This is a genomic window from Streptomyces turgidiscabies Car8, from assembly GCF_000331005.1.
GTDB lineage: Bacteria > Actinomycetota > Actinomycetes > Streptomycetales > Streptomycetaceae > Streptomyces > Streptomyces turgidiscabies.
In genome coordinates this window covers 478828-502825 of the sequence record NZ_AEJB01000361.1, presented here as the reverse complement: position 1 = coordinate 502825, position 23998 = coordinate 478828, and the positions used below count along the sequence as shown (strand labels likewise).

Here is a 23998-nt window from a genome sequence, read left to right as displayed (position 1 = left end):
GGTCAGGCCCTCGGTGCGTGGCAGGCGATCCGTCCGGAGCAGCCGAAGTTCACCGACCGCCGCACCGGCGAGCTGGTGGACCTGCTGTTCGCCACCCGGGCCCGGAAGGTTTTCCTCCGCCTACACCAACAACACCGTCATCCCCATGCTCTGCCGCAGGGCTGGCGCCCCCGCCGCCGATGTGCGTGGGAACATCACCAGCCACCGGGCCCGGTCCACGATCGCCAGCCAGCTCTACAACGCGAAGGAGCCGATGGCTCTGTTCGAACTGTAAGCCTGGCTCGGCCACCGCTCGCCGCAGTCCACGCAGTTGCGGGGATCGGACGGAGGGCGACAGCGGCCGCGGCTGCAGCCTGTGAGTTGCTCAGGCGCTCGGCAGGCGTCGCAGGGTCGGGAGGGGAAACGGTCCTGACGAACGCTGTGTGTCGTCCCTGGGCTGAGGGCCGGAGCGTGTCTGCGGGGTCGGCCATGGATGGGCCGGTGGTGCCGAGAGTGTTGCCGTGCTTCCGCGATTCCGTCGCGCGGAGTCCCCGATGGGTATTTCTTCCTGAATATTCTCTATACGGTTTCTCACTTGCTTTGCGTTCATCTATGCAATGCTCACCTGGAGTAGGGGGCCTGGACCCGAGTGGTGGTCAGGACCGCGGTCGGCCGGTGCAGGTTTGCCTTCAGATCCCTACAGCAGGCACGATGCAACGGATGTCGAAGACGATGATGTCGGCTCAGGCGTCCTGGCCGGAGCGCGCGAAGGACCTCGGCATGTAGTGGCTGGTTCAGGCAAGCCCCCGGGGTTACGCCAGGTGACTGGCCGCCGCGCATTACATCCGCCCGGCCGAGTTCCGACACGATCCAGTAGCTTCCTCCTACGTCAGCTGTCCCGCTACATTCATCCCCACAGGGCAGGGGGGGAAGATGGCAGGCGACGCCGATGACCCGTCGACCCCAGAAGGTCTCGCGCGCCTCGACGCCCGAAAGAGCGATGCGCGAGACTTGGTAGACGGGCAGCTGCCCATGAGTGCGCGCGAAGAGCAGATCAGCCTCGCGTTCACTCGGATGATCACGTACGCAGCTGGCTGTGCCGTCAAAACGCACGACACGGACTACGAGGGCGTAGATCTCACCATCACGTCGTCCGTGGAGTACAAGAGGATTCTTGGCCCACAGTTTGATCTGCAACTGAAGGCCACGATCCAGCACGGTCGCCTCACGGATGAGCACCTGGCATGGCCAATGAAGGTCAAGCCCTATCGCAAGCTCGTGAGGGGGAACGACGGAAAACGGCACATCCCCGCCTATCTGGGAGTGCTACTACTTCCAGAAGACGCGACTCGGTGGGTAGACGTCGATGAGAACCGTCTGATCACCGAGAGTCGCATGTTCTGGCAGGCAGCGTCAGAGTTCCCGGGCGAGACAACGTCGGAGTCGACCCACACAGTCCACCTCCCCAGAAGTAACCTGTTCACGGTTGAGCAGTTGCTCCGCATCATGGAGAACATCGGGAACAACGAGGGAGGTGCCAGGTGAGCGTTACCGAGCTCAGCAGTTACCGAGAGGTCGCCTCGACGCTTACGCCTAGCGCGGTGTCTCAGTTCCTGGCGGCCCACGACTGGGAACTTGAGACTCGGCAGGCACAGATCCGCGAGATCTGGCGCCTCACTTCCAGTAGCGGCGCCCTCGAAGGTCGCATCATGGTCCCGCTCGCCACCGCGTACACAGACTTCCAACAGCGGTTCGAGGAGACCCTGGAGTCGCTGGGGTACATCCACAACTGGGACGCTCAAGAGCTTCACGAGCACATCATCGGTACTCATGCGGATCTCTTCTTCGTCCGGCTTGACCAAACCATGACGGATGGAACGATCCCGTTCCATCAGGCCGAGAAGACCATCCAAGCGCTGTACAAGATGATGAGGGCGGCAGCGACCACCGCTGCATCCCCCTCGCATCCACACCGTGGCCGACTGCCCTCTGGTGTCTCGGACTTCTTGGACGAAGACGTGCGACTTGGGCACACCAAGAGCGGAAGCTTCGTTTTCACGATCGTCACTCGATTGGGTGAGTCCCCTCCCTCGACCAACGCCGAGGTCGGCGTTGAGCCAGCGGACAGCCTCCAGCGGTTTCCTAGGCGAGTCATGGAAACGCTGGCCCGTGGACTAGAGACCACCGAACGGCTAAGCCGACAGTGGGATGAGCGGGTGATCGACGCCCCCGGGAGCCAGGGAGTAAGCGCCAGTCTGATCGAATCGCTAGAAGACATCGCTGCGCCGCACCTCCGTTCCGTAGACCTCTCTTTCGAGTGGGCTGCCGCCGTACCACGGCCTGATGTGGGGCTGGCCACGATCGTGCTTGATCGCGACGTCATGGCAGAACTGCCCAGGGTCCGGGAACGTCTCGTCCGACAGGAAGAGCCACCCAGGCAAGGGACCCTGGTGGGGCTGGTGAAGACACTGAGCCGCGATGAGGCCTCAACTGATGACGAAGAGACTGCGTCAGTCGTGCTGACCGCCGACGTGCATGGCAAGCTGCGCAGGGTCCACATGACCCTGTCCGGCGAAGATCACAATTGGGCCGTCATCGCGTACCAGCGCAAGCTGCCGTTCACCGTCACTGGGATGCTGGGCTTCGAACGGCGAGCATGGCACCTGACGGGTGACCTCGTGGTCGACTCAAGTTTCCTGCGTCACGCGACTAGGAGTCAGTCAGGGCCCGAGGACTCTTCCTAGCGGATAGGGGAAATCGACGGAGTGGGGCTGCGGGTTACCGCGCCCATTCTTTGAGGCTGGCCGCATAAACGTCCACATCATGCTTGAACCACACCCGCACGTTCTTGATCCACATCATCCTATCGTCTGGCCTTCGCCCCCAGTTGCGGAGACGCGGGCCCGGCGGGCGGAGGGGGGCTTGGCCCTCCTCTCAGAGATCGTCAGCCGCAGGGCCGAACCCGGAGCCGGGTCGGCGGCGCGGCCGTCATCTCGGCCCGCTCCAGAGCGACGATCTGCGGTGTCCGGGGCTCCGGCGGCGGCCGGGCCGCGATCAGTGGCAGCGGCGCGTAGGCGGATGTGGACGGCTGCGGCAGCACAGGCCGCACCAGCCGCCAGCGGGCTAGGGCCTGTTCTAGGTTCGGATCATGTTGCGGGTTGGAGGCTGCGGATCCAGATCACGGCACCGCGTAAGTGGAGTCCAGCGAGGTAGCTGGTGGCGGTCTTGTCATAGCGGGTGGCAAGGCCCCGCCACTCCTTGATCTTGTTGATGCAGCGTTCGACGGTGTTGCGGTCCTTGTACAGATCCGGATCGTGACCGACCGGGCGGCCGCCACGCGAGCCCTTCTTCTTGCGGTTGGCGGCCTGGTCGGTCTTCTCCGGGATGACGCCGCGGATGCGGCGTCGCCGCAGGTAGGCGCGGTTGGCGCGGGAGGAGTAAGCCTTGTCCGCCGCGACGGCGCCTGGCCGGGTGCGCGGGCGTCCGACCGGGCCACGCACCTTGATGCCCTCCAGTACCGGGACGAAGCGAGGGCTGTCGGCGGCCTGTCCCGGTGTGACGATGAACGACAGCGGCCGGCACCGGCGTTCGGCCGCGAGGTGGGTCTTGGTGGTCAGTCCGCCCCGGGAACGGCCCAGTTCAGCCGCGCGGAGCCGGGCTCTGCGCCGTCGCCGCAAACGCCGCCGCTCCTCGCGCGCCACGTCGTCGCCGTCCTCGTCCAGCGGCACTATCGACGTACTTCGGCCCTTTCGAGAAGCCCCTTTTCCTCGGTGACGGCCTTCTCCAGTTCGTCCAGCAGTTCGGGATCGACGGCCATTCCCGCCGCGTGATGATGAGCGCGGGCGACCGTGGAATCCACGCTGACCAGGTCGAGATCGACCTGTCCGCGGGCCGCCGCCTCGGCGATCATCCCCTCCATCAGCGTCCGGAAGGTCCCGGCCACCGCCCAGCGCTGGAACGCGCCGTAGACGGTCGACCAGGAGCCGTACTCCTCAGGCACGTCCCGCCAGGGACACCCGGCCCTGAACCGCCACATCACGGCGTTGAACAGCCTCCGCAGGTCAGGGACCGGGCCGCGCTCGCCCACAGGCAAGAACGGCTCGACCAACTTCCACTCGGCATCAGAGAGATCACCACGCGCCACCCTCGACAACTACCAGGCCCAGCCACCCGGCACCGGCGAATCCCCAAACCAATGATCCGAACCTGGAACAGGCCCTAGTACTCGATCCTGCTGCGGACCCGTTGCGTGAGTCCGTGCAGGGCGTGTGTGGCGGAGGGGAGCCGCATCCGGCCCCAGGCAGTTTCGGGCCAGCTGTGTTCGAGGTTCCAGCTGTAGTCGTCTGCCTTTTTGTGGATCTCGGCGATGAAGGAAACTTCGCGGCCGTGCATGACCGCCCCGAGCAGTATTCTGCGGTCGCCATCGGGATACGGGATCGAGAATTTCACTGTGCCATCGGGGTTGAATCCGTAGTCCGAGTTGGGCGCCCATCCATACGTTCCGAGTGAGTTCGGCGCGTGCGCGTCCTGGGAAGCATGCTCCTCGTATTCGCTGTGGAAGTCGAAATCATTGATCAGGATGTCCATCGTCCGGCGAATAGCGGCGCGGACGGCCGCCTCGTCCCGGATAGCGTCGTCTTCTGGGCCCCAGCCCCTACGGAAGCCGGTGTTCCTGGTCAGGGGCCAGGTGGTTGCGGAGGCGAGCCACAGGCGCAGCTCCTCCTCCAGGCCGTCGATGCTGAGGCGCTCGGAGGGGTTGTTCCTCGTGGCTGCTTCGAGAACGTGGGCCAGGCCGTCCAGGACGAAGCCGACGTCTCCCTTCCAGCCTTTGTGGAGGTCGTAGTCCGTGGCGCCGGCCCGGAAGGTTCCCGGGAGTGGCAGTTCGCCGAGGGGGTGGATGAACGCCGAGAGGGTCTGTGCCAGGGAGTAGACATCGGCCATGCTGCCCTGTTCCTGCTGGGTCACGCTGCGCATCTCGGGGGCCATGAACCACAGGGGGCCCAGTTTCTCCCCCTCGACGGTGACGCTGGCCTTGCCGAAGTAGGCGATGCCGAAATCGGCGAGGACGGGTCGGCCGTCGTGCCAGAAGAGGTTGTCAGGCTTGATGTCCCGGTGGTAGTACTTTCGCGCTGCGAGTTCAGTCAGTGTCTTCGTCAGTGCGTGGATGTGGCCGACGATTTCCTGGAGTGTCGTCGTCTCCGTGAAGACGGATTGGAGCAGGCGGGCCCTCGGCATGACGTACCAGGCGGGCTGGCTGCCGGCGTCGATGTCGAGGACGGGCAGGACGCCGGTGACGCTTTCCCGTGTGAGCCGGTGCATCATTGTGGCTTCGTCATGGAACCGGGCTCCGCGGGCCCTTTCCGGTGCGGCGGACCGGTGCTTGAGGACCGCTTCTTCGCCGGTTGTCCGGCGTTGAACGCGCCGGACGAACTTCTTGTTCGATTTCGGGTCTGCGTTCAGGGGACCGAGGTCTCGCCAACCTGTAACGCCCGCTGCGTAGTTGTTGCCCTTTGCCATCTGCCCAGCGTACGGATCGTCCGCGGTGTGCGGTCTGGGTTTCATCGAGCCGGCATGTCCCGGCAGCAACTGAGCGATCTCACCGACACTTTGGACCTCCACAGCGACGTCAAGCGCGGCCGCCCGCCCCGGCTCGCCTTCCCCGACCAGGTCCTGGCAGCCGTCCTTCACCTGCGGGTCGCCCTGGCCGCGGAACCCCGCGCCGTGCTGTTCGACAGCAGTAGGACCGCCATGCACCGCACCCTGCTGAAGATCAGGACGCTGCTGAAAGCGCACAGCATCGTCATTCCGTCGGCAGCCACTCCGCCCTCTGCCCTCACGGCCCTCCAGGCTCGGGTTCGAGCCCTGAGCAGCGACTCCAGTAGCATGATCAAGACAACGTGTTAATGAGCTGCAAGCCCTTAGGTATCGGCGCCGAGGTCTTTACGCATGGCATCCCTAAGATCCTGGTATGCCCGGTCGTAGCGACGCCGCCCGGTGACGTATTCGTTGCTGTCCTGGCTGAATCCGTCAGTAACCACATCGCGCAGGTCTCGAAGTCGCCGGAACGAATCGTCGGACTTCTCGACCACGTAGCGCGGCGCGCAGATCGACAGCTCGTATCGCAGGCTGGTGCAGGCCTCGAGCGCTTCCCACACCGCGCGCCTGTGCTGCTGAGGGTCGGGATCTGGCTCGCGAACGGCCACACGGCACGCGTGTCGAGCCGATGCGAGAGCAGCGAGGTAGGAGACGTACAGCGAACGGCGACTTTCGGTGTTCTGGTCGCCTCGTTCTCGTCTCCATCGGCGCTGATCCAGGATCCCGGCCGATGCAGTAGCGATTCCTCCGCCCACGATGGTGCTGGCCAGCGAGACCCATTCCATCGGCACCCCTCGGAGCTGAGCTGTTGGCTTTCCAGCGTGCCCCCGCTCGCACGCGGCGTCGAGGTGCCCGTGTCACTGTCGGCTCGTAGGCTGACTGTGGGATTTCAGAACGCTCGTCATATGCCGACGCTGTGGCTTGCGGCTCTCTGCTCTTTCTCACGCCGATGGCCATGCTTCTGTCTCAGGAGCGTGGCCATTTCCTGCGTCGGCTGACGATCCGCCATGCCGGGCGCAAGGGCCTGGTGGCCTGGCGGATTCCGCGGGCCCTTGGGTGTGTCCCCTCGTCTGACCCACTCTCCCGGGCTCCCGCCGAGCCCACAAGGGTCCTGCCCTCCATCCGAGGTTAGGGCCCTGAACGTTTCTGGCAGACGCTGCTGGCAGGGGCGAGGCAGGTGGGCCGTTGATGTTGGTTAGGCCGGGGAGCCGGTCTCCGGTGTCCTGGTCGGCGGTGTGTGGGGTCGGATGCTGGTGGCTGTCAGTGAGGGTTGGGTGCTGGGGGTTGTGTGTGGAGGTGGTGGGTGAGGGTATCGCCGAGAGCGGGGGTGGGGGCACCGGTGTGGGTGATGCCGAGTTGGGTGGCGAGGGTGGTGAGGTGGAGGCGGGTGGTGGCTTCGAGGAGTTGGGCGTAGGTGTCGGTGGTCGTGCGGGTTCGGCGCCAGCCAGCGACGGCGATTCCTGTGGCGAGGGGAAGGGCGGGCCTGTGCCGTTCGGAAACTCATCGCTGCTGCTCGGAGGCGGTCTGGCGCGGCATCGCGGTCTGCTGGAGCCCTGCCTGGGTGATCGTTTCACTGGTCTATCGGGTGGTACGCAAGCTGCTCGCGGTCCCGGCGGTGCTGCTGCGCCGGGACATGGCCAAGGACGCGGAATTGCTGGTGTTGCGCCACGAGAATGCGGTGCCGCGCAGACAGCTATCGGCACCGGTGCGGTACGAGCCGGCGGATCGGCTGTGGTTCGCGGCACTGTCCTCACTGATCCCGCGGCGCCGGTGGGCGCAGGTGCTCCCGGTGACGCCCGCGACGCTGTTGGCGTGGCACCGCAGGCTGATCGCCCGGAAGTGGGACTACAGCAAGCGCCGGACCCGGTCTGGCAGACCGTCGACGGCGAGAGCGGTGAAGGCGCTGGTGGTGCGGCTGGCCAAGGAGAATCCGCGGTGGGGCTGCCGTCGGATCCAGGGCGAACTGGCTCGGCTCGGGCATTTGGTCGGCTCGACGACGGTCTGGGAGATCCTGACGGCGGCCGGCATCGATCCGGCCCCGAGACGCAGCGGGCCGACGTGGCGTGAGTTCTTGACCGCGCAGGCTGAAGGGATCATCGCCTGCGACTTCCTGCACATCGATTTGGTCGACCTGCGCCGGGTGTACGCGCTGGTGTTCCTCGAGCACGGCACACGCCGGCTGCACATCGCCGGCGTGACCGCCCATCCCACGGGGGCGTGGGCGGTGCAGCAGGCGAGAAATCTTGCCGTCGTGTTGGGTGTGCGGGTCGAGTCGCTGCGTTTCCTGCTCCGCGACCGGGACGGAAAGTACACCGAGTCCTTCGACGCGGTCTTCGCAGCCGACAGCATCGAGGTCGTGCGGACCGCGCCTCGGGCTCCCCGGATGAACGCGCGCTGTGAACGGGTTATCGGCACCCTGCGCCGCGAGGCCCTCGACCACTTGCTGATATGGAACGAGACGCACGCTCGGCAGGTCCTCGATGCCTATGCCCGGCACTACAACGGTCATCGCTCACACCAGGCCAGGGGACAGCTCCCTCCGCTCGCCCGAGAACACCCAGCGCCCCTGACCGCTCCGACCGCTCACCGGCTCCTACGCACTCGAGTGCTCGGCGGCGTGATCAACGAGTACAGATACGCGGCCTGACCAGCAGCGACGAGTTTCCGAACGGCACACGACGTCCACGCCGTCATCGGGGTGAAGTCCCAGTTGAAACCGATGCTGCCGAGTGGTCCGGCGCCCTGGGTCACTGTGACCCCACGGCCGGGCGAACACGTTCGTCACACCCAGATAGGCCAGTCGCAGCAGCACGACCGGCCATCAATCATGCCGGGGCGACCACCAGTCGCGCGAGTACCTTGCCCCCTGAACCGCCCTCACCTGCATGGATGAGGTTTCCGGCAAGCACAGGGATCCGGGTGTCGCCTGAACTACTACTGCGGCCGGGTCGAGACCCTGGCCCAAACCATTTTTCCGGAGCTCTGCGGCGGAGAGTGTCCCCAGGATGAACTCAGTGCTTCGATGATCCTCAGTCCGCGTCCGCCCTCGCTGAGCTGCTCTGGCTGCTGAGGTCGAGGAAGGCAAGGGCTCGGATCTGCCACGGCGCATATGACAGCCTGGTGCCTGCGGACGAGCCCGAGCCAGGCAGTGGGGGCGGTTTCCTCTGGGCCGGGTGCCGGCAGTGCATGCTGGGCGGCATTGGCGGTCAGCTCACCGATTACGATGACCGCGTCGTCGATATGCGAGGTAAGCCCCCATTCGCACAGGACATTTCGGGCGAAGTTCCGTGCATGCTGGAGGCCGGACGAGTCCGCGCTGAAGCTGCGGGCGGCGAATTCGGCTGCGCTGATTCCGAGCATCAGGCCCCAGTCGCCGCCGTCCGGGAGGTCCGGAAGGCCCGCTCCGACCGTTGCAGATTCGACCGATTCCGGTGCATCGTCAACATTTTCTGCGTGACACGCTGTAGTGGTCACTTGTGTCGACACTGCTCATCTCCCCCGCGAGATGCCCAGTTGGGCGGTGTCAAGAATGCCTGCTGCAAGCCAGTATCCTCGCTGCCCACCCGTCGATGCAATTGCTTCGCGGCATTGCATGCCCCGGTGGAGGGAAGGAACACATGTACCCACCGTGACTATCAATCACATCGTCAACAAGGAAGCGTTCGGACACGATAGCGAGAGAAGGCGACAATGCAGCAGATCGTCAATGGTGTCGGCGCCGGCACACTCCAGGGTGTCACGTGGCTCAGGAGCCGGCGCAGTGCAGTGGAGGGCAACTGTATCGAACTGGCCGAACTCCCCGGCGGTGAGGTCGCGGTGCGCAACTCGCGCGATCCCGAAGGGCCTGCTCTGATCTATACCCGCGCCGAGTTCACTGCGTTCCTCGCAGGGGCGCAGGACGGCGAGTTCGACGCGTTGGCCGGCTGAGCCCTGAGGGGACAAAACGCCCTTGGGGCACACTGCGGGCTCTGTGGTGGGAAACTGGCCTCCGTTTCTTGGTCCCCTGCAGGAGTCCGCATGTCCGCTGTCCGGCCGAACAGGCTGCCGAAGCTGGAACGGTTTCTTCCTTCCCACCGGCACAATCCCACGGCGCTGCGTCTGATATTGGCCGCGCAGCTGCGGCGGTTGCGTGCCGAGGCCGGGCTGAGCCCGAAAGAGGCGAGTGCACGTCTCGACTGTTCCGCGTCCAAGATCAGCCGTCTGGAGCGCGGGGAAGTCCCGCTCAGGGGGCGTGATGTCGCCGATCTGCTGTACCTCTACGGGGTCGATGTCGAGGACATCGACGAGTCTCGCGAGCTGGTCCGGCAGTCCAACCAGTCCGGCTGGTGGCACGAGTTCGACGATGTGCTGCCGAAATGGTTCGACAAGTTCATCGGCCTGCAGGAGGCGGCGTCCCTCATCCGCACCTACGAGGTGCTGCTCATGCCGGGGCTGTTGCAGACGCCGGAGTACGCGCTGGCCGTGGTGCAGGGAGATGACCGGCTGACGGACCGGCAGACGATCGAGCGCCGGGTCGAACTGCGCCTGGCCCGGCAGGAAATCCTGGACTACCCCGGCGGGCCGAAGGTATGGGCTGTGCTGGAGGAGGCGGTGCTGGGCCGGCAGGTGGCCGAGCGGGCCGTGATGTACCGCCAGTTGCAGCACCTGGCGGCGCTGGCCGAGCGGCCCAACGTACAGGTGCAGATCATTCCGTCCGACGCACCGAAGGGGGTCACGACCGGCTCTCCGTTCACGCATCTGCGGTTCGACCCGGCGTCGCTGCCCGAGATCGTGTATCTGGAGCATGGGTCTGGCGCTCTCTACCTGGACAAGGAAAGGGAGACGGAGCGGTACAGGTCGGTCCTGGACGGGCTGTTGAACGCGGCGGAGTGCCCGGAAGCCTCGCTGAAGCGGATCCATGAGGCGATCACCCGCTACTGCTAGGGCCTGTTCCAGGTTCGGATCATGTTGCGGGTTGGAGGCTGCGGATCCAGATCACGGCACCGCGTAAGTGGAGTCCAGCGAGGTAGCTGGTGGCGGTCTTGTCGTAGCGGGTGGCAAGGCCCCGCCACTCCTTGATCTTGTTGATGCAGCGTTCAAGGAGCAAGCCGTAATGCCGACATAGATGTGCCCGAGGCGGGGAACAGGCCTGTCGTAGGGGTTGATGGCCTGCTCAACACCGCTGCTTTTGTTCGGCAGTTGCGTGAGCGGCTGGCTGATGACGAAGAGGGCGGTGAGGGTCAGTGGACGGACATGTCGCCGCTGAGCTCCCCAGATTCCGCAGTGGGGAGCTGTTCCGGAACTGAACCGCCAGCTGGTGGTGCGGTTGCTGGCAGTGCTGGCTGCACGGATGGTGACCGCGGCGGACCCGGTCGGGCAGGACGGGGGTGACCTCGGTGAGCACGACGGCTGCAGCGCCGTGGGATCGGATTGAGGGCAAGATCCAGCCGTGGCATCGTGACCGGCTCGCGGTGATCTATGTCCGTCAGTCGACTCCCCAGCAGGTCCTCGATCATGCCGAGTCCACCCGGCTGCAGTACGGACTCAGGCAACGGGCCGTCGACTTGGGCTGGGCTGCCTCCCGGGTCCTGGTGATCGACGAGGACCTGGGCCACTCCGCATCCGGCGTCGTGGAGCGGGCCGGCTTCCAGCGTCTGGTCTCCGAGGTCGGCCTGGACCATGTGGGCCTGGTGCTGGGCATGGAAATGTCGCGTCTGGCCCGCAGCGGCCGCGAATGGCATCAACTGCTGGAGCTGTGCGCGCTGTCGGGTGCTCTGCTGGCAGACCCGGACGGGGTCTATGACCCCGCCGAGCACAACGACCGGATGCTGCTGGGACTGAAGGGCACGATCAGTGAGGCGGAACTGCATCTGATCAAGCAGCGGATGTGGAACGGACGGATCGGCAAGGCCCGTCGCGGCGAGCTGGCCGTGCCCCTGCCCGTGGGCTATCTGCGCCGCCCGGACGGTCAGGTCGTGCGTGATCCGGACGAGCAGGTGCAGGCCGTGGTCCGTCTGGTCTTCGACCTGTTCGACGAACTCGCCACGATCAACGCGGTGTTGCGGTTCCTGGTCGACCACGGCATCCAGATAGGCATCCGGGTGCGGGAGGGCCCCGAACGCGGGACGCTGGCCTGGCGGCGTCCCAGCCGGATAGTGATCCAGAACATGCTCCGCCACCCCGCCTATGCCGGGGTCTATGTCTATGGCCGCAGCCGCACCGATCCCCGCCGGCGTGTGGCCGGACGCCCGTTCACCGGGCGCGTCCGCAAGCCGCCCGAGGACTGGCTGGTCTATCTGCCCGACGTCCTGCCTGCCTATATCAGCGCCGAGCGGCATGACCGCAACCTTGCGCGGATCGAGGCGAACCGGGCCCGTTCCCAGAGCATGGGCGCCCTGCGCGACGGGCCGGCCCTGCTGGTCGGGCTGGTCTTCTGCGGGCGGTGCGACACCCGTATGGTCGTGCACTACCAGCGCGGCCAGGGCGGAAAGCTGTGGCCGAAATACGAGTGCAGCCGGGCGAAGGCCGACTACGGCGGTGAGCTGTGCCAGCAGTTGTCCGGGATCTGCGTCGACCGCTATGTGACCGGTCTGCTGCTTGCAGCGATGGCGCCGGCCGCCCTGGAGGTCTCGCTGCAGGCGGCCGAGCAGGCCCAGCACCGGCGCAAAGAGGTGGACCGGATCTGGCAGCAGCGTCTGGAACGAGCGGGCTATGCGGCCGACCGGGCCCGGCGCCAGTATCAGTTGGCCGAGCCCGAGAACCGCCTGGTGGTGAGGGAACTGGAGAAGGAGTGGGAGCATGCGCTGGCCGAACGGCGGCGGCTCGGTGAGGAGTACGACCGCTTCATCGCAGCCCGGCCCCGCATCCTCACCGTCACCGAGCGTGACCAGATCCGGGCCCTGGCCGCCGACCTCCCCTCCGTCTGGCAGGCACCCACCACGACCGATGCGGACCGAAAACAGCTGACCAGGCACTTGATCGAGAGGGTTGCCGTCACCGTCGTCGGCGACAGCGAGCGCGTCACCGTCCAGGTCACCTGGGCCGGTGGACACTGCACCGCCGGCGAACTCGTCCGTCCGGTCGCCCGCCTGGACCAGCTCAGCTACTTTCCCCGCCTGGCCGCGCGGGCCCGCGAACTCGCCGAAGCCGGCCACTCCGCCCCGGCCATCGCGAAAATCCTCAACTCCGAGGGCTTCCGCCCGCCCAAACGCCGCGAACACTTCGGCACTCAGGGCGTCCGCATGCTGCTGCAGGAACTGGGCTGCGTCAGCCAGCAGGAACAAGCCCTCCGGCGGGGAGCCGCACCACTCGGCCGCCACGAGTGGTGGCTGACCGACCTCGCCCGCGAGCTCGGCATGCCCCGGGTGACGCTCTTCGGATGGATCAAACGCGACTGGGTCACTGCCCACCAGCTCACCGACCAGCGGCGGTCCTGGACCATCCACGCCGACCCCGCAGAAGTCGAGCGACTCCGCCAGCTCCACCAGCAGTCCCGCGGCCACCGACCACGACAAGCCTGGCTCGACCACCAGCAGGCGACGATAATCCGAAACGAGGAAGGAAGCCACGGCGATGACGTCGAACCGCACGTATGACAGCACTGAGGCTTGCTCATCTCGACGGTGTTGCGGTCCTTGTACAGATCCGGATCGTGACCGACCGGGCGGCCGCCACGAGAACCCTTCTTCTTGCGGTTGGCGGCCTGGTCGGTCTTCTCCGGGATGACACCGCGGATGCGGCGTCGCCGCAGGTAGGCGCGGTTGGCGCGGGAAGAGTACGCCTTGTCCGCCGCGACGGCGCCGGGCCGGGTGCGCGGGCGTCCGACCGGGCCACGCACCTTGATGCCCTCCAGGACCGGGACGAAGCGGGGGCTGTCGGCGGCCTGTCCCGGTGTGACGATGAACGACAGTGGCCGGCACCGGCGTTCCGCCGCGAGGTGGGTCTTGGTGGTCAGTCCGCCCCGGGAACGGCCCAGTTCAGCCGCACGGAGCCGGGCTCTGCGCCGCCGCCGCAAACGCCGCCGCTCCTCACGCACCACGTCGTCGCCGTCCTCGTCCGGCGGCACTATCGACGTGCTTCGGCCCTTTCGAGAAGCCCCTTTTCCTCGGTGACGGCCTTCTCCAGCTCGTCCAGCAGTTCGGGATCGACGGCCATTCCCGCCGCGTGATGATGAGCGCGGGCGACCGTGGAATCCACGCTGACCAGGTCGAGATCGACCTGTCCGCGGGCCGCCGCCTCGGCGATCATCCCCTCCATCAGCGTCCGGAAGGTCCCGGCCACCGCCCAGCGCTGGAACGCGCCGTAGACGGTCGACCAGGAGCCGTACTCCTCAGGCACGTCCCGCCAGGGACACCCGGCCCTGAACCGCCACATCACGGCGTTGAACAGCCGCCGCAGGTCAGGGACCGGGCCGCGCTCGCCCACCGGCAAGAACGGCTCGACCAACTTCCACTCGGCATCAGAGAGATCACCACGCGCCACCCTCGACAACTACCAGGCCCAGCCACCCGGCACCGGCGAATCCCCAAACCAATGATCCGAACCTGGAACAGGCCCTAGTGCGGCACAAGCGTGCTGTCGGCGAAGCGATGTGAGCGCCTCAGCGGACACGGCCGACGCCTCCGTATTCGATCCATTCACGGGTTCGCCGGCGGGAGGCGAAGCGGGCGCCGACCCGCCAGTTCGCCACGTCTCCGAGTCCGGGGGCCAGGACGTCCAGGCCGGTGAAGAAACGGCTCGTTTCCTCGGGGCTGCGGACACGTCCCCAGTTTCCCTCCGTGCTCTCGTGCATGAAATCGGTGAGGGAGCAGCGGGTTGCTCGGTCCTGGCTGACCAGTTGGCTGATCACAAGAAAGCTGCCAGGAGCGAGGCGGGCCGCCACGCGGCGTATCAGGCCGGACGGGTCGTCGTCGTCGGGGATGCAGTGCAGGACGGAGACGAGCAGGCAGGCCACGGGCTGAGTGAAGTTGATGAGGCCGGTGACGCGAGGGGTATCCATGATGGCTTCGGGATCGCGCAGGTCTGCCTGGACGACGACGGTCTGGCCGTTGTCCTCCAGCAGGACGCGGCCGTAGGCCAGGACCATGGGGTCGTTGTCGATGTAGACCACGCGGCAGGCTGCGTCGGTGCGCTGGGCGATTTCGTGGACGTTGTCCTGGGCTGGCAGGCCCGATCCGAAGTCGAGGAACTGGCGTACCCCGTGCTCCAGTGCCAGACAGTGGACGGCACGTTCGAGGAAGCGGCGGTTGTCGATGGTCAGGACCTGCGCATCAGGGGCGCGGTCGAGCAATTGTTCGCACACTGCCCTGTCCGCAGGGTAGTTGTCCCTGCCGCCGAGCAAGTAGTTGTGCATCCGGGCCAGGCTCGGCCGCGTGACATCGATGGTGCGGGAAAGCGGCGTCTCTGCGTGGTTCATCCAGCCCCTCACTGCCGTGTCAACACGGCACGCGGGTCAACGAATATCCATCGTAGAGAAATACCGGTGCCGCGGGCCAGGATCAGGCGCAATCGGCGGTGGGAGCGGTATGGTGAGAGATTTCCTGCTTGTGTGAAGTGCGGTCGTGGCGAGTGGTTTCGCGTGCGCGAGTCAGGTTTTCGCGCCGGGAGCGGCCGGCAGTGAATTTGCCACTCCCTGGGGGAGGTTGCGGTGCGCCATGCGTAGCTGGCTGGCCACGACGGGTTCCTCAACGCCCATGAGGTCGGCTGCCTGCTCGTCGTTGAGGGACAGGCGGTGGCGCAGGATGACGACATCCGCCTGCAGGGGCGAGAGCATCCGGTAGACAGCGTTGCAGGGCCGGGCCCCGGTGGCGGGGCGCTGCCGGACGACGGTTGTGATCACCGAGACGAGAATGTCCCAGGCTTCCGCGGCGGGGCAGTGGCTGGCCAGGACGCTCGCCCAGTTGGTGGCCACCAGGCCCAAAGCCCTCTCCACCAGACGGCGGCTCAGCCCCGGATCGGTCAGGCGGGCCCGGGCGTAGCGCAGGTAGCTGTCCTGGTAGAGCAGGCAGAAGGCGGTGTACTCCGGGGGCGGGTCTATCACCAGGCCCGCCGGCCGCCGTGGCGGCTCCGGTGCCTGATGGGTCTGTCGCGGGCGGGCGCGGGCGGTACTGCGGCGCGGGCCCAAGAGATTGGCCATCGCGGGTCTCCCGGGTGCTGAGCGGATCCGGTTCATGGGGTGTTTCAGTCCTGGCTTGGGCGGATCGTTCTGCTGCCTGCCGGTGTCTCATCCCGGTCCCGGTGACGGTGGTCCGGCGTCCTCGTCCGTCGGCGGATCCATATAGACCAGAAAGGCGTAGTGCACGCCTTCCCACAGGGGGCGGATATCGGCAGGGGTCCCGCCGATCGCGCGGACGAAGGCGACCGTGGTCTTCCAGTCCGGAACGAGCTGGCCGCTGAGGATGTCCTTGACGACGGCCACGCTGAGCACGCCGCCGCTCGCTTTGTGGATGCGGGCATGCGGAGGTGAGGCTGCCGCGAGGTACAGGCCCCGAAGGGCGGTTTTGAGACGGGCCATGGCATCCGGGATCGGCTGCCGTGCAGCCGGGGTGATTCCCTGGGCGTTCTCCCACAGCACGGTCAGTTCGTCAGGGTCTCCCCCGAAGAGATCGGTGAGCGCCTGCACCACCGGCCAGGCCGGCACGCGGTCGCCGGACAGGATCCGCGACACATAGGACGGCGAGAGCCCGGTCTGCTCAGCGACCTCGCGCATGGTCAACCGGCTGCAGCGGTGCAGATGTGACAGGGCGGCACCGAGCTTGCCCGAGCTGCGCTCGGACGGCTGCCTGATCTCCTGGCCGTCCCCGCGCAGTTGCGCTGCCTGAGGCGCGAGTTCGCGTGGACGGGCGGACGCGCGTTCACTCGCCCGCAGTTCGAGCCGCCGCTCCACGGTCTTCCCACCCCAACGAGCCCGCGCCGTCGCGGCGCTCACCGAGGCCGCTTCCGCCACCGTCTCCCAGCCGGCGCCGCTCATCCGTGCGTCATGGACCGCGGCGCAGACGTAGTACTCCACTTCCTTGGTCAGCTCGCCGGCCCGGCGCAGCAGGTCCTCGAGACCCTGTTCGTCGTACTCCGCTGCCAGCAGCCCCTGCGCCAGCACCTGCACGGACTCGGCGATGTTCCGGCCGAGCGGCAGCGGGCTGCCCTGCTCCGTGACCTGGCGGCCGCGTTCGCGCTGAGCACGCCGACGGCAGCCGGGGTTGCAGTACTCCTGCTTCCGGCCAGGCTTATCGGGCCGTTCGAAGCGCTGCTTGCAGTACCGGCACTTGCCGTACTGAGGGCCGTTGGATGGCATCGTTCCTCCAGGAACGCACTGTCCGGGTTTCTCTCCGGATCACCGCAGATCTTCGGCACACCGTGAAGAGGAACCAGCGAGTCCGGATCTTGATCAGGAGGTGCGAGAGGCTGTGCCGGCCGACGGCCCGACTGCTGCCGCCGGCCGGCACGAGATGATTCAGACGAGGCGGACGCGCAGGTAGCGCAGGCTGGAGTGGCGCGATGCGGCCCATGACAGAGACGCTGCCGCGACGCCGGCCGGTGCCTGCCACGCCTCGGTCACGAGGATGAGGGGCAGGACCACCAGCAGCAGGAAGAAGCTGAGCTGCACGGTGACAGCCCAGGCAACCAGCGTACGGGTTTCACCGCGCAGACTACGCGGAATGTTAGCGTCGTAGCCCGCCGCCGACTTCAACCAGTCAGTGGCGCGATATAGGTCAATCACGGAGAGACCTCACTTTCTCTTGATTGGTCAACGCACATGAGGGACCCCGGAGTTGGTTACCAGGCCGCCCGGGGTCCTTCTCATGCCAAGCGACGCTAGCGCCTCACTAGGCCCCACCGCCATCCGGTTCAGTTCAATAAGCAAAGCTTCTGCGTCCGGGAAGACGAATAGTCGATGCCCCGGAGTCCGCGATCAGTACATGCAATTGCGCAGCTCTCAACTGACTCTGCGAAATTGTCAGAACTGGTCACATTGAGACACGAAAACATCAAAGCCTGCATCATATGGCAGGCCAGCGCGCCAATCGGCGCGCCTCGAACACCGTGACGCACGTTGCCGCATCCGCTCCACACGCCTGGCAACACCCACCGAAAACGCCCTCAACGTGAGGTACACTTTCCGCCCCTCGAACACTCCGGCGCACACCCCACTCTGAGATATGCAACCGCAAATGCGCTCCCCGTCCTGCTGGTTGGAGGGCCCATGCCTCGGACCTCACCCAGCGGATGACGCCCCGCCCGGTATAAAGCGACTGAGGTGCCGACCGTTGAATGCAGATTCGAGGATCTTCCGATGTCGGCACGGGGTGGCTGTCCGTCAGGACGGCGTCGCCGTACCTCGAAAGCAAATTCCCGATCGACGGGCAGCCGCGAAACGCGGGGCTTGTATAAGGGTCAGGGTCTCAGCGCCTTCTCGGCGGCCGGATCTGCACCAGTACGTACACGGGGGTTGCCTCGCCGAGGCTTCGCCACAGAGAGTTACCAGGCCACAGGCAGTCTCTCACCTGAACCGACACGCTGGCCCACCCAGGACAGCGGCGGACGGCCTGCTCGCGCCCCGTTGGATATGTCCGCCGCCGCCGGGGAAGCCCACAAGAAGTGGATCAGAACCGAACTTCAAGGCCATTGACAGTGCGTGCAGCGGGCCGATCCAGGAAGCCCTGAGCGCAAACCCCCACCGGCAGGCGTCGCGTCCACAGGTTCGAGGCGGCTCCAGGCTGCCGGGGGAGACTGAGCAACATCGCCCGGCCCGCGAGGCGGGGCCCATGGGGACGATGCGCCGTGAGTCTGCCGGAATGGAGAGGCTGCGCCACCCACCGTAGAGTGGGGTCCCAACCATGCCGCTGAGGCTGGTGGTTGGGCAGGGACGCAGGCGCAAGCGGTGGGGGAACGAGTGCGGCAGCACATCGTCGGAGTGCATGGCATCAAGCAGGGCCGTACGTCGCAGCGCGAGCTGATTAAAGACTGGAACAAGGCACTGAACCGCGGCATCACCGCCCTGCACGGGCAGGACGCGGTGCGCACCGACCCCCGTCTGACACCCACTCTGGAGATTCCGCACTGGTCCTCGCTGCTGGCACGAGGCGCGGACCGGCTGGGCCCGTCGGACTTCTTCCCGGACGACTCCACTGCCCTCACCGCCGACGAAGAGGCCTTCATCGTCGAGGCACTGGACGATCTCCTGACCCCGCAGGAGCGGGCTCTGGCTGCGGAACTGGACCCGACGACGCTCGGGCCGCCGAAGCTGTGGCCGGCCAGCGTCACCCGCCGCGCCATGGTCTACGACCGACGCACCCCTGACAGCGTCGTCGGCAAGTTGGTCACCGGTCTGCGCGAGGTCCGCTTCTATCTCAAGCACCTCAACCTCGCCTCCCAGGTCCACGATCACGTCCTCAAAGCCTTCAGCGATGACACCGCCACCGTCATCATCGGCCACTCACTGGGCAGCGTGATCGCCTACGACCTCATCCGGCAGAAGAAGATCGCCGCTCCCGGCACCGCCGTGCACACCTTCGTCACCTGCGGCTCGCCCCTGGGCATCCCCGCCGTGCGGCGTGCCATGAACATTCCGGAGCCGGAGCTGCTTGCCATGCCCGCGCACATCAAGTGGCTCAACGTCTACGACCCGGACGATGTCGTCACCGGCGCAGCCGGTCTGGCCCTGGGCGCCCGCAACGTCACCGACGTCGAAGTCGACAACGGCAACATCGACCCCCACGCCGCCTTGGCGTACCTGCGTACCCTCCCGGTCGCGCAGGCAGCCACCCATCACTGGTCATGACCGAAGAACACGTCCCGTCCACGTTTCACCGGCGCCTGGTCGTCGTCGCCGTCAGCGACTACGACGACGGCACCCCGGCCGACCGGGAGGCCTTCCGCGCCGGCATCAGCGCCCAGGTATCGGTCGTGGAGGACTGGTGGGCTGACGCACGGCTCGAAGCCGAGCGGCGCTTCACCCCTGTGGCCCCACCCAAGCCGCTGCTCGGCGTGCACGATCTGCGGTGCTTCCTGATCGACCAGGACCTGGCCGACGCCGACGACGACGAAGCGCTTGTCGTCTACATCACCGGCCACGGTCTCGCCCCCCGCGGACGGCAGCATTTTCTGCGGCTTCCCGACACGGATGAGAACCGCCCCTTGGGCACTGCGTTCCCCACGGCCGAACTGATCGCCACCGTCCTCGACTCCCGTGCCGGGCATGTCCTGGTGATGGTCGACTCGTGTTTCTCCGGGCGCCTGAGGGACGAACTCCAAGACACTCTCAAAGCATTGGATGAGGACCGCCGGGCGTTGGGATCCCTGGTGGTGCTGACCGCCGGCAACGAAGACGCCAGACCCCGCCTTCAGGCGTTCACCTCGCTGCTGGCCGCGGTCCGCGCGCACTGCGAAGACCAGACCAATGGATACGCGCGCTCCCACCTGAGCTGGGAAGACTTCCATGCCATCAGCGGCGCGGTGTGGGACCGCACCGCCATGGCGGACATCCACCGCATTTGGCCCCCGGGCGACAGCGTCAGCCTCCAACTCGCCGCCCGCGCGCTGAGCCCCTGCCTGCCCAATCCCGGCTACACCGACACCACCCTCCTTGAGGACGCCCGTAGCCAGGTCGGCTGGAACCGCGCCGACCTGGACGAGTACTGGATCTCCCGGGCCACCGGCCAGATGTCCGCCAGCAGCCCGGGCTGGTACTTCACCGGACGTGCCGCCTTGATCACTCGCATGATCGAGTTTCTGGACAGTGAGGACAGCGTCCTCATCGTGACCGGGCCCGCCGGCTCCGGGAAGAGCGCCCTCCTGGCCCGCCTGGTCACGCTCAGCGATCCCCGATTCCGTGCCGACGACGCCTACCGCCCCCTCCTCGACGCCATCCCCGAACACCTTCAAGTCCCTGAAGGGGCTGTCGACGCAGCAGTCCTGGCACGCAACACCGACCCGCACGAGCTGTCCGCCGCGCTCTACGAGGCCCTCACCGGCCACCCGACACCGGCCGGTCATGATCCGATTGAGGAACTGCGCGCACATGTCCGCGCCTCCATGCTGCGCAACGGCACACCTCTCACCGTAGTGATCGACGGCATCGACGAAGCCCGCAACCCGCGCCGCATCATCACCGACGTCCTGCGCCCGCTGGCCGGCCTCCGCGCCGACGACGGCCAGCCCCTCATCCGACTCCTCCTCGGCATCCGCAGCTCCACCACCGAAGGCCCCGACCCCTCCGGTTCCGACCCCGCCGGCCCGACCGGCAGCGATCTCCTGGCCCTGCTGCAGCGGGCAACCGACGCCGGCCCGACACTGCGTACCGACGCCCTCACCGCACAGGACGACATCGCCGCCTACACCGCCTCACTGCTGCACGCCGAACCCCAGGGCTCGCGCCTCCTAGACCGCGACGACGACCGCATCAGCCGAGTCGCCACAGCGGTGGCCGAAGAGGTGGCCCCCTCATTCCTGGACGCCCGGCTCGCCGCCCAACAACTGCACGCCCGCACCGCCCTGCCTCATCCCACCGACCTGGGCTGGCGCCTCCAGTTGAGGCAGGGAACGTACGAACTGCTCCGTCAGGACCTCGCCGACGTGGCCCTGCACGGCGACGCAACTCCCGAAGAACTCCTGGCCGTTCTGCGCGCCACCGCCTTCGCCCAGGGAGCGGGCCTGCCCTGGGCCGACATCTGGCCGGCCGCAGTGAACGCCCTCCATCCCTGCGACGACGCGGCAGCCGCCATCCGTCAAGTGGTGCGCGGCAGCCGCCTGACCGGATATCTGACAACCGCCCACGAAGACGGCAGAACCGTCTACCGCCCCATCCACGAACGCGTCAGCGCGACACTGCGCACCGCACCCCACACACTCCTGACCCTCACCGACACACCTGCCGGGGGCGGCGCCGAGACAGCCGACACCACACCCGTCCACCGGCAACTCACCCAGGCCTTTGCCCGGCTGCTACACCGGGCACCTGAGCAACCCCCGCACCCCTACCTGCGTCGCCACCTGATCACCCACGCCGCTCTGGGAAACGCCGTCGACGACGACCACATCCCAGCCCACTTCCTGCCCTGGGCCACCCGTGACAACGTCCGCGGATCCCTTGGCCTGCCCATCACCACCACCGATCGCATCCGGCACCTGGCAGCATGGGCCCGCATCGAGCCCTTCGTCGGCGACGCACCCCCCGCCTCCCGCGCCGACAGCCTGGCCCTTGCCCAGCACACCGGCAGCACGCCGCCGCACACCCCGACGCGGCACCCACAACTGCGCCCGCGATTCAACCACCTTCATCTGCCCACCAACATCCTTGCGGGCACCCCCGGCAACCCCTATGCACTGGCCGCCTTCCGTACCGCCGACGACTCCGCGGTGCTGGCAGCGGCGGACGAGAGGGGAAATCTCACCCTGTGGGACCCGCTCTCCGGCAGCCCCTTCGGCACCGCCCTGGAAGGTCTGGGACCCCACGCCCGCGCCCTGACCGTCCTGGAGGACGGCCGCCGCCCCGGGGAACCCTCCCTCATCGTCGGAACCGACCGAGGGCTGTGGCAGTGCGACCCCCAGACCGGCGAGGCCGCCCCCCTGCTCGAAGGCCGCATCCGTGCCGTCGCCACCTTCAGCGATGGTGCACGCCGACGGGGCCGCCGCAGCGCATACGGATGGCCGCTCCTCGCCGTCGCCACCACTGAAGACCTCCTCCTGGTGGACCCCATGACCGGCCACGTCCAGACGCGCCGGCCTCTGGACAGCATCGGCCGCCTCCAGAGGGAACAGGACGTCGGCAGGAGGTACCGCGGCCCCCTCGTCCACGCACTCGCCGTCATCCCAGTACCAGGCGCCGGTCCACTGCTCGCCATTGCCCAGGACGGCAGTTACGTCCCCGTCGTGGATGCCCTGACGTTCGACGACGCCGGGGAACTGCCATGCGCGGGCAGGGGCGCCTCCGCCGTCGTCGGCTTCGCCACACGCCGCGGCGAGCCGAGGCTGATCGTTGCGTCCCGCTCCACGAAGTCCGTGCGCATCTGGAACCCGCTGACGCGCGTCCAGCAGGCACACCAGCCGATCCGGCAGGCCGTGGCATCCCTGGCCCTGCACCCGGGCCCCTATGGCGATCCCCTGCTGGTCACCGGCAGCAGCGTCGACGGCGCTCTGCACGTCTTCGATACCGACACCGGTGTACTCGTTCGCCAACTCCCCGCCGAGCACACCAAGATGGTCCGCGGCCTGACGGTCTTCACCGGCTCACAAGGCCAGCCCCTCCTGGCCTCCGCATCGTTCGACCGCACCATCCGCCTGTGGGACCTCCAGGCGCCGGCCGTCGACGACGATACCGATCATCCCTCGGCAGACCAGGTCGCCCTCCTGACGCATCCATCCGGGCCACCCAGTCTCATCAGCGGTGGCCGAGCCGGCGAGATCGCCGTGCGCTCCGTACAGACCGGCCAGGAAACACACGTGCTGACCCCGCCGGACGACCGCCCCTACAAAGACGTCACCGCACTGACCGTTCTCGAACCAACACCTGACACCACCGCACGTATCGCCATCGGGTACGCGGATGGAAGCGTCGACCTCACCACGGAAGAAGGCGCACGGCGCGTCCTGCTTCCCTCGTACTACTCCAACAGCAGAGTCCGGGCGCTGGCCCGCTTCCCCCACCCGGAAACCGGACAGTCCCTCCTCGCCGCCGCCATCAGCGACTCCCGCATCGAGTACCTGCGCGTCGACGACGACACCCCCCGCTTGCCGACGCTGCGTGCCGAGGCGACCGTTCGGGCGCTCGCCGTCCTACCCGGCACCAGATCACCGCTGCTGGCCATCGCCACCACCCGTGCCGTGCGCCTGCTGCACCCCGGCCACGACCCGCACACGGGTCTGCCCCAGCGCATCGGCGCCGTGCGCAGCCTCACCTGCCTGACCACGGCCGACGGGCACCTCTTGGCCACCGGCGGATCGGACGGCGTGATCCGGCTGTGGGACCCCTTCGCCCCGCGCTCAGAAACCCATCTACCGCTGACCGGGCACCAGGGCCCCGTCACCGCCCTTGCCGCTTTGCCCCACCCGGACATCGACCGCCACATGCTCGTCAGCGCCTGCTCGGACGACACCAGCATCCGCGTGTGGGACCACCACACGGGCCAGGAAGTTCTCCGCCTGGTCACCGGCGCACCGATCACCTCTCTCGCGGTACTCCCCGCCAGCTCCGCCAACCGCAGCACCGCCCCTGCCGTCATCGTCGGCAGTCCCACGGGAACGGCCGCTGTCACCGTGTACCTCCAATCTCCGAGCGGCGGCACCACGGTTGAGGATGCCTGAATTGCCCCAGGCGCCGTTCCGGTAGGCATACGGCGCCGCGACAGTGCTGTTCCTGCCGAGAATCTCGTCCGTGCAGGTCAGGCCACATGCTGGTAGTCGTGGAGGGTGCCGCCGAGGCGGTCGCGTCGTCGTATGTCGAGGTGGTCGC

At 67.1% G+C, this 23998-nt stretch carries 16 protein-coding genes and 3 pseudogenes; 10 read left to right on the top strand and 9 right to left on the bottom strand.

Annotated features, from left to right (window positions below; genetic code table 11):
- Positions 1-145: 145 nt before the first annotated feature.
- From STRTUCAR8_RS55180 to STRTUCAR8_RS26245, 3 genes are all read left to right on the top strand, one after another.
- Positions 146-274: a hypothetical protein gene (locus STRTUCAR8_RS55180; protein ID WP_267889082.1), complete on the top strand. Its 129-nt coding sequence runs from the start codon at positions 146-148 to the stop codon at positions 272-274.
- A 638-nt stretch (positions 275-912) separates the two neighbouring features.
- Positions 913-1524 (top strand): DUF4365 domain-containing protein, encoded by a 612-nt coding sequence (locus tag STRTUCAR8_RS26250; RefSeq protein WP_006378783.1) that lies wholly within the window; start codon positions 913-915, stop codon positions 1522-1524.
- Positions 1521-2723 carry a hypothetical protein gene (locus STRTUCAR8_RS26245; RefSeq protein ID WP_044472848.1) on the top strand — a complete coding sequence of 401 codons (1203 nt, stop codon included), beginning with the start codon at positions 1521-1523 and terminating at the stop codon, positions 2721-2723. Before STRTUCAR8_RS26250 ends, STRTUCAR8_RS26245 begins: the two co-directional genes overlap by 4 nt.
- 402 nt (positions 2724-3125) lie before the next feature.
- Here the strand turns inward: STRTUCAR8_RS26245 and STRTUCAR8_RS50215 are convergent.
- Positions 3126-4123, bottom strand: a pseudogene (locus tag STRTUCAR8_RS50215) (IS5 family transposase).
- 74 nt (positions 4124-4197) lie between these two features.
- Positions 4198-5496, bottom strand: a complete 1299-nt coding sequence (locus STRTUCAR8_RS26230; RefSeq protein ID WP_158697467.1) for a protein kinase domain-containing protein — start codon at positions 5494-5496, stop codon at positions 4198-4200.
- Positions 5497-5547: 51 nt separating this feature from the next.
- Between STRTUCAR8_RS26230 and STRTUCAR8_RS26225 the strand changes: the two are divergent.
- Positions 5548-5883: pseudogene (locus STRTUCAR8_RS26225) on the top strand (ISAzo13 family transposase); the annotation flags it as partial.
- Between the two features lie 14 nt (positions 5884-5897).
- Here the strand turns inward: STRTUCAR8_RS26225 and STRTUCAR8_RS52775 are convergent.
- Positions 5898-6359, bottom strand: coding sequence for a hypothetical protein (locus STRTUCAR8_RS52775; RefSeq protein ID WP_006378827.1), 462 nt, complete (start codon positions 6357-6359; stop codon positions 5898-5900).
- Between the two features lie 776 nt (positions 6360-7135).
- Here STRTUCAR8_RS52775 and STRTUCAR8_RS26215 point away from each other — a divergent pair.
- Positions 7136-8221: an integrase core domain-containing protein gene (locus STRTUCAR8_RS26215; RefSeq protein WP_044472844.1), complete on the top strand. Its 1086-nt coding sequence runs from the start codon at positions 7136-7138 to the stop codon at positions 8219-8221.
- Positions 8222-8508: 287 nt separating this feature from the next.
- Here STRTUCAR8_RS26215 and STRTUCAR8_RS55820 read toward each other — a convergent pair whose 3' ends face one another.
- Positions 8509-8934, bottom strand: a complete 426-nt coding sequence (locus tag STRTUCAR8_RS55820; protein WP_078507321.1) for an ATP-binding protein — start codon at positions 8932-8934, stop codon at positions 8509-8511.
- A 330-nt stretch (positions 8935-9264) separates the two neighbouring features.
- Here STRTUCAR8_RS55820 and STRTUCAR8_RS26210 point away from each other — a divergent pair, with 330 nt between their 5' ends.
- From STRTUCAR8_RS26210 to STRTUCAR8_RS26200, 3 genes are all read left to right on the top strand, one after another.
- On the top strand, positions 9265-9501 hold the full coding sequence (locus STRTUCAR8_RS26210; protein WP_006378571.1) for a DUF397 domain-containing protein: 237 nt from the start codon (positions 9265-9267) through the stop codon (positions 9499-9501).
- 90 nt (positions 9502-9591) lie between these two features.
- The gene (locus STRTUCAR8_RS26205; protein ID WP_006378581.1) at positions 9592-10497 is read left to right on the top strand and encodes a helix-turn-helix domain-containing protein; all 906 of its coding nucleotides are present in this window, start codon (positions 9592-9594) and stop codon (positions 10495-10497) included.
- Positions 10498-10949: 452 nt separating this feature from the next.
- The gene (locus STRTUCAR8_RS26200; RefSeq protein WP_006379131.1) at positions 10950-13148 is read left to right on the top strand and encodes a recombinase family protein; all 2199 of its coding nucleotides are present in this window, start codon (positions 10950-10952) and stop codon (positions 13146-13148) included.
- Positions 13149-13168: 20 nt separating this feature from the next.
- Here the strand turns inward: STRTUCAR8_RS26200 and STRTUCAR8_RS54530 are convergent.
- From STRTUCAR8_RS54530 to STRTUCAR8_RS52760, 5 genes and pseudogenes are all read right to left on the bottom strand, one after another.
- Positions 13169-14034, bottom strand: a pseudogene (locus tag STRTUCAR8_RS54530) (transposase); the annotation flags it as partial.
- Positions 14035-14152: 118 nt separating this feature from the next.
- Positions 14153-14968, bottom strand: coding sequence for an SAM-dependent methyltransferase (locus STRTUCAR8_RS26190; RefSeq protein ID WP_006378933.1), 816 nt, complete (start codon positions 14966-14968; stop codon positions 14153-14155).
- A 171-nt stretch (positions 14969-15139) separates the two neighbouring features.
- Positions 15140-15688: a hypothetical protein gene (locus tag STRTUCAR8_RS26185; RefSeq protein ID WP_158697465.1), complete on the bottom strand. Its 549-nt coding sequence runs from the start codon at positions 15686-15688 to the stop codon at positions 15140-15142.
- An 87-nt stretch (positions 15689-15775) separates the two neighbouring features.
- Entirely contained in the window at positions 15776-16843 is a 1068-nt protein-coding gene (locus STRTUCAR8_RS26180) for a helix-turn-helix domain-containing protein (protein WP_006379150.1), read from the bottom strand.
- A gap of 159 nt (positions 16844-17002) precedes the next feature.
- Positions 17003-17269: a hypothetical protein gene (locus tag STRTUCAR8_RS52760; RefSeq protein ID WP_006379085.1), complete on the bottom strand. Its 267-nt coding sequence runs from the start codon at positions 17267-17269 to the stop codon at positions 17003-17005.
- A gap of 1173 nt (positions 17270-18442) precedes the next feature.
- Here STRTUCAR8_RS52760 and STRTUCAR8_RS26175 point away from each other — a divergent pair.
- Together STRTUCAR8_RS26175 and STRTUCAR8_RS26170 are read left to right on the top strand one after the other, a co-directional pair.
- Positions 18443-19330, top strand: coding sequence for a hypothetical protein (locus tag STRTUCAR8_RS26175; protein WP_006378597.1), 888 nt, complete (start codon positions 18443-18445; stop codon positions 19328-19330).
- Positions 19327-23850, top strand: a complete 4524-nt coding sequence (locus STRTUCAR8_RS26170; RefSeq protein ID WP_006378749.1) for an AAA family ATPase — start codon at positions 19327-19329, stop codon at positions 23848-23850. Before STRTUCAR8_RS26175 ends, STRTUCAR8_RS26170 begins: the two co-directional genes overlap by 4 nt.
- The last annotated feature ends 148 nt before the right edge of the window (positions 23851-23998 follow it).

Excerpts from the sequence above, each read along its gene's own strand:
- STRTUCAR8_RS55180 (WP_267889082.1), top strand. The coding sequence starts at position 146 with ATGCTCTGCCGCAGGGCTGGCGCCCCCGCCGCCGATGTGCGTGGGAAC.
- STRTUCAR8_RS26250 (WP_006378783.1), top strand. The coding sequence starts at position 913 with ATGGCAGGCGACGCCGATGACCCGTCGACCCCAGAAGGTCTCGCGCGC.
- STRTUCAR8_RS26230 (WP_158697467.1), bottom strand. The coding sequence starts at position 5,496 with ATGGCAAAGGGCAACAACTACGCAGCGGGCGTTACAGGTTGGCGAGAC.
- STRTUCAR8_RS52775 (WP_006378827.1), bottom strand. The coding sequence starts at position 6,359 with ATGGAATGGGTCTCGCTGGCCAGCACCATCGTGGGCGGAGGAATCGCT.
- STRTUCAR8_RS55820 (WP_078507321.1), bottom strand. The coding sequence starts at position 8,934 with ATGCTCGGAATCAGCGCAGCCGAATTCGCCGCCCGCAGCTTCAGCGCG.
- STRTUCAR8_RS26210 (WP_006378571.1), top strand. The coding sequence starts at position 9,265 with ATGCAGCAGATCGTCAATGGTGTCGGCGCCGGCACACTCCAGGGTGTC.
- STRTUCAR8_RS26205 (WP_006378581.1), top strand. The coding sequence starts at position 9,592 with ATGTCCGCTGTCCGGCCGAACAGGCTGCCGAAGCTGGAACGGTTTCTT.
- STRTUCAR8_RS26190 (WP_006378933.1), bottom strand. The coding sequence starts at position 14,968 with ATGAACCACGCAGAGACGCCGCTTTCCCGCACCATCGATGTCACGCGG.
- STRTUCAR8_RS26185 (WP_158697465.1), bottom strand. The coding sequence starts at position 15,688 with ATGGCCAATCTCTTGGGCCCGCGCCGCAGTACCGCCCGCGCCCGCCCG.
- STRTUCAR8_RS26180 (WP_006379150.1), bottom strand. The coding sequence starts at position 16,843 with ATGCCATCCAACGGCCCTCAGTACGGCAAGTGCCGGTACTGCAAGCAG.
- STRTUCAR8_RS26170 (WP_006378749.1), top strand. The coding sequence starts at position 19,327 with ATGACCGAAGAACACGTCCCGTCCACGTTTCACCGGCGCCTGGTCGTC.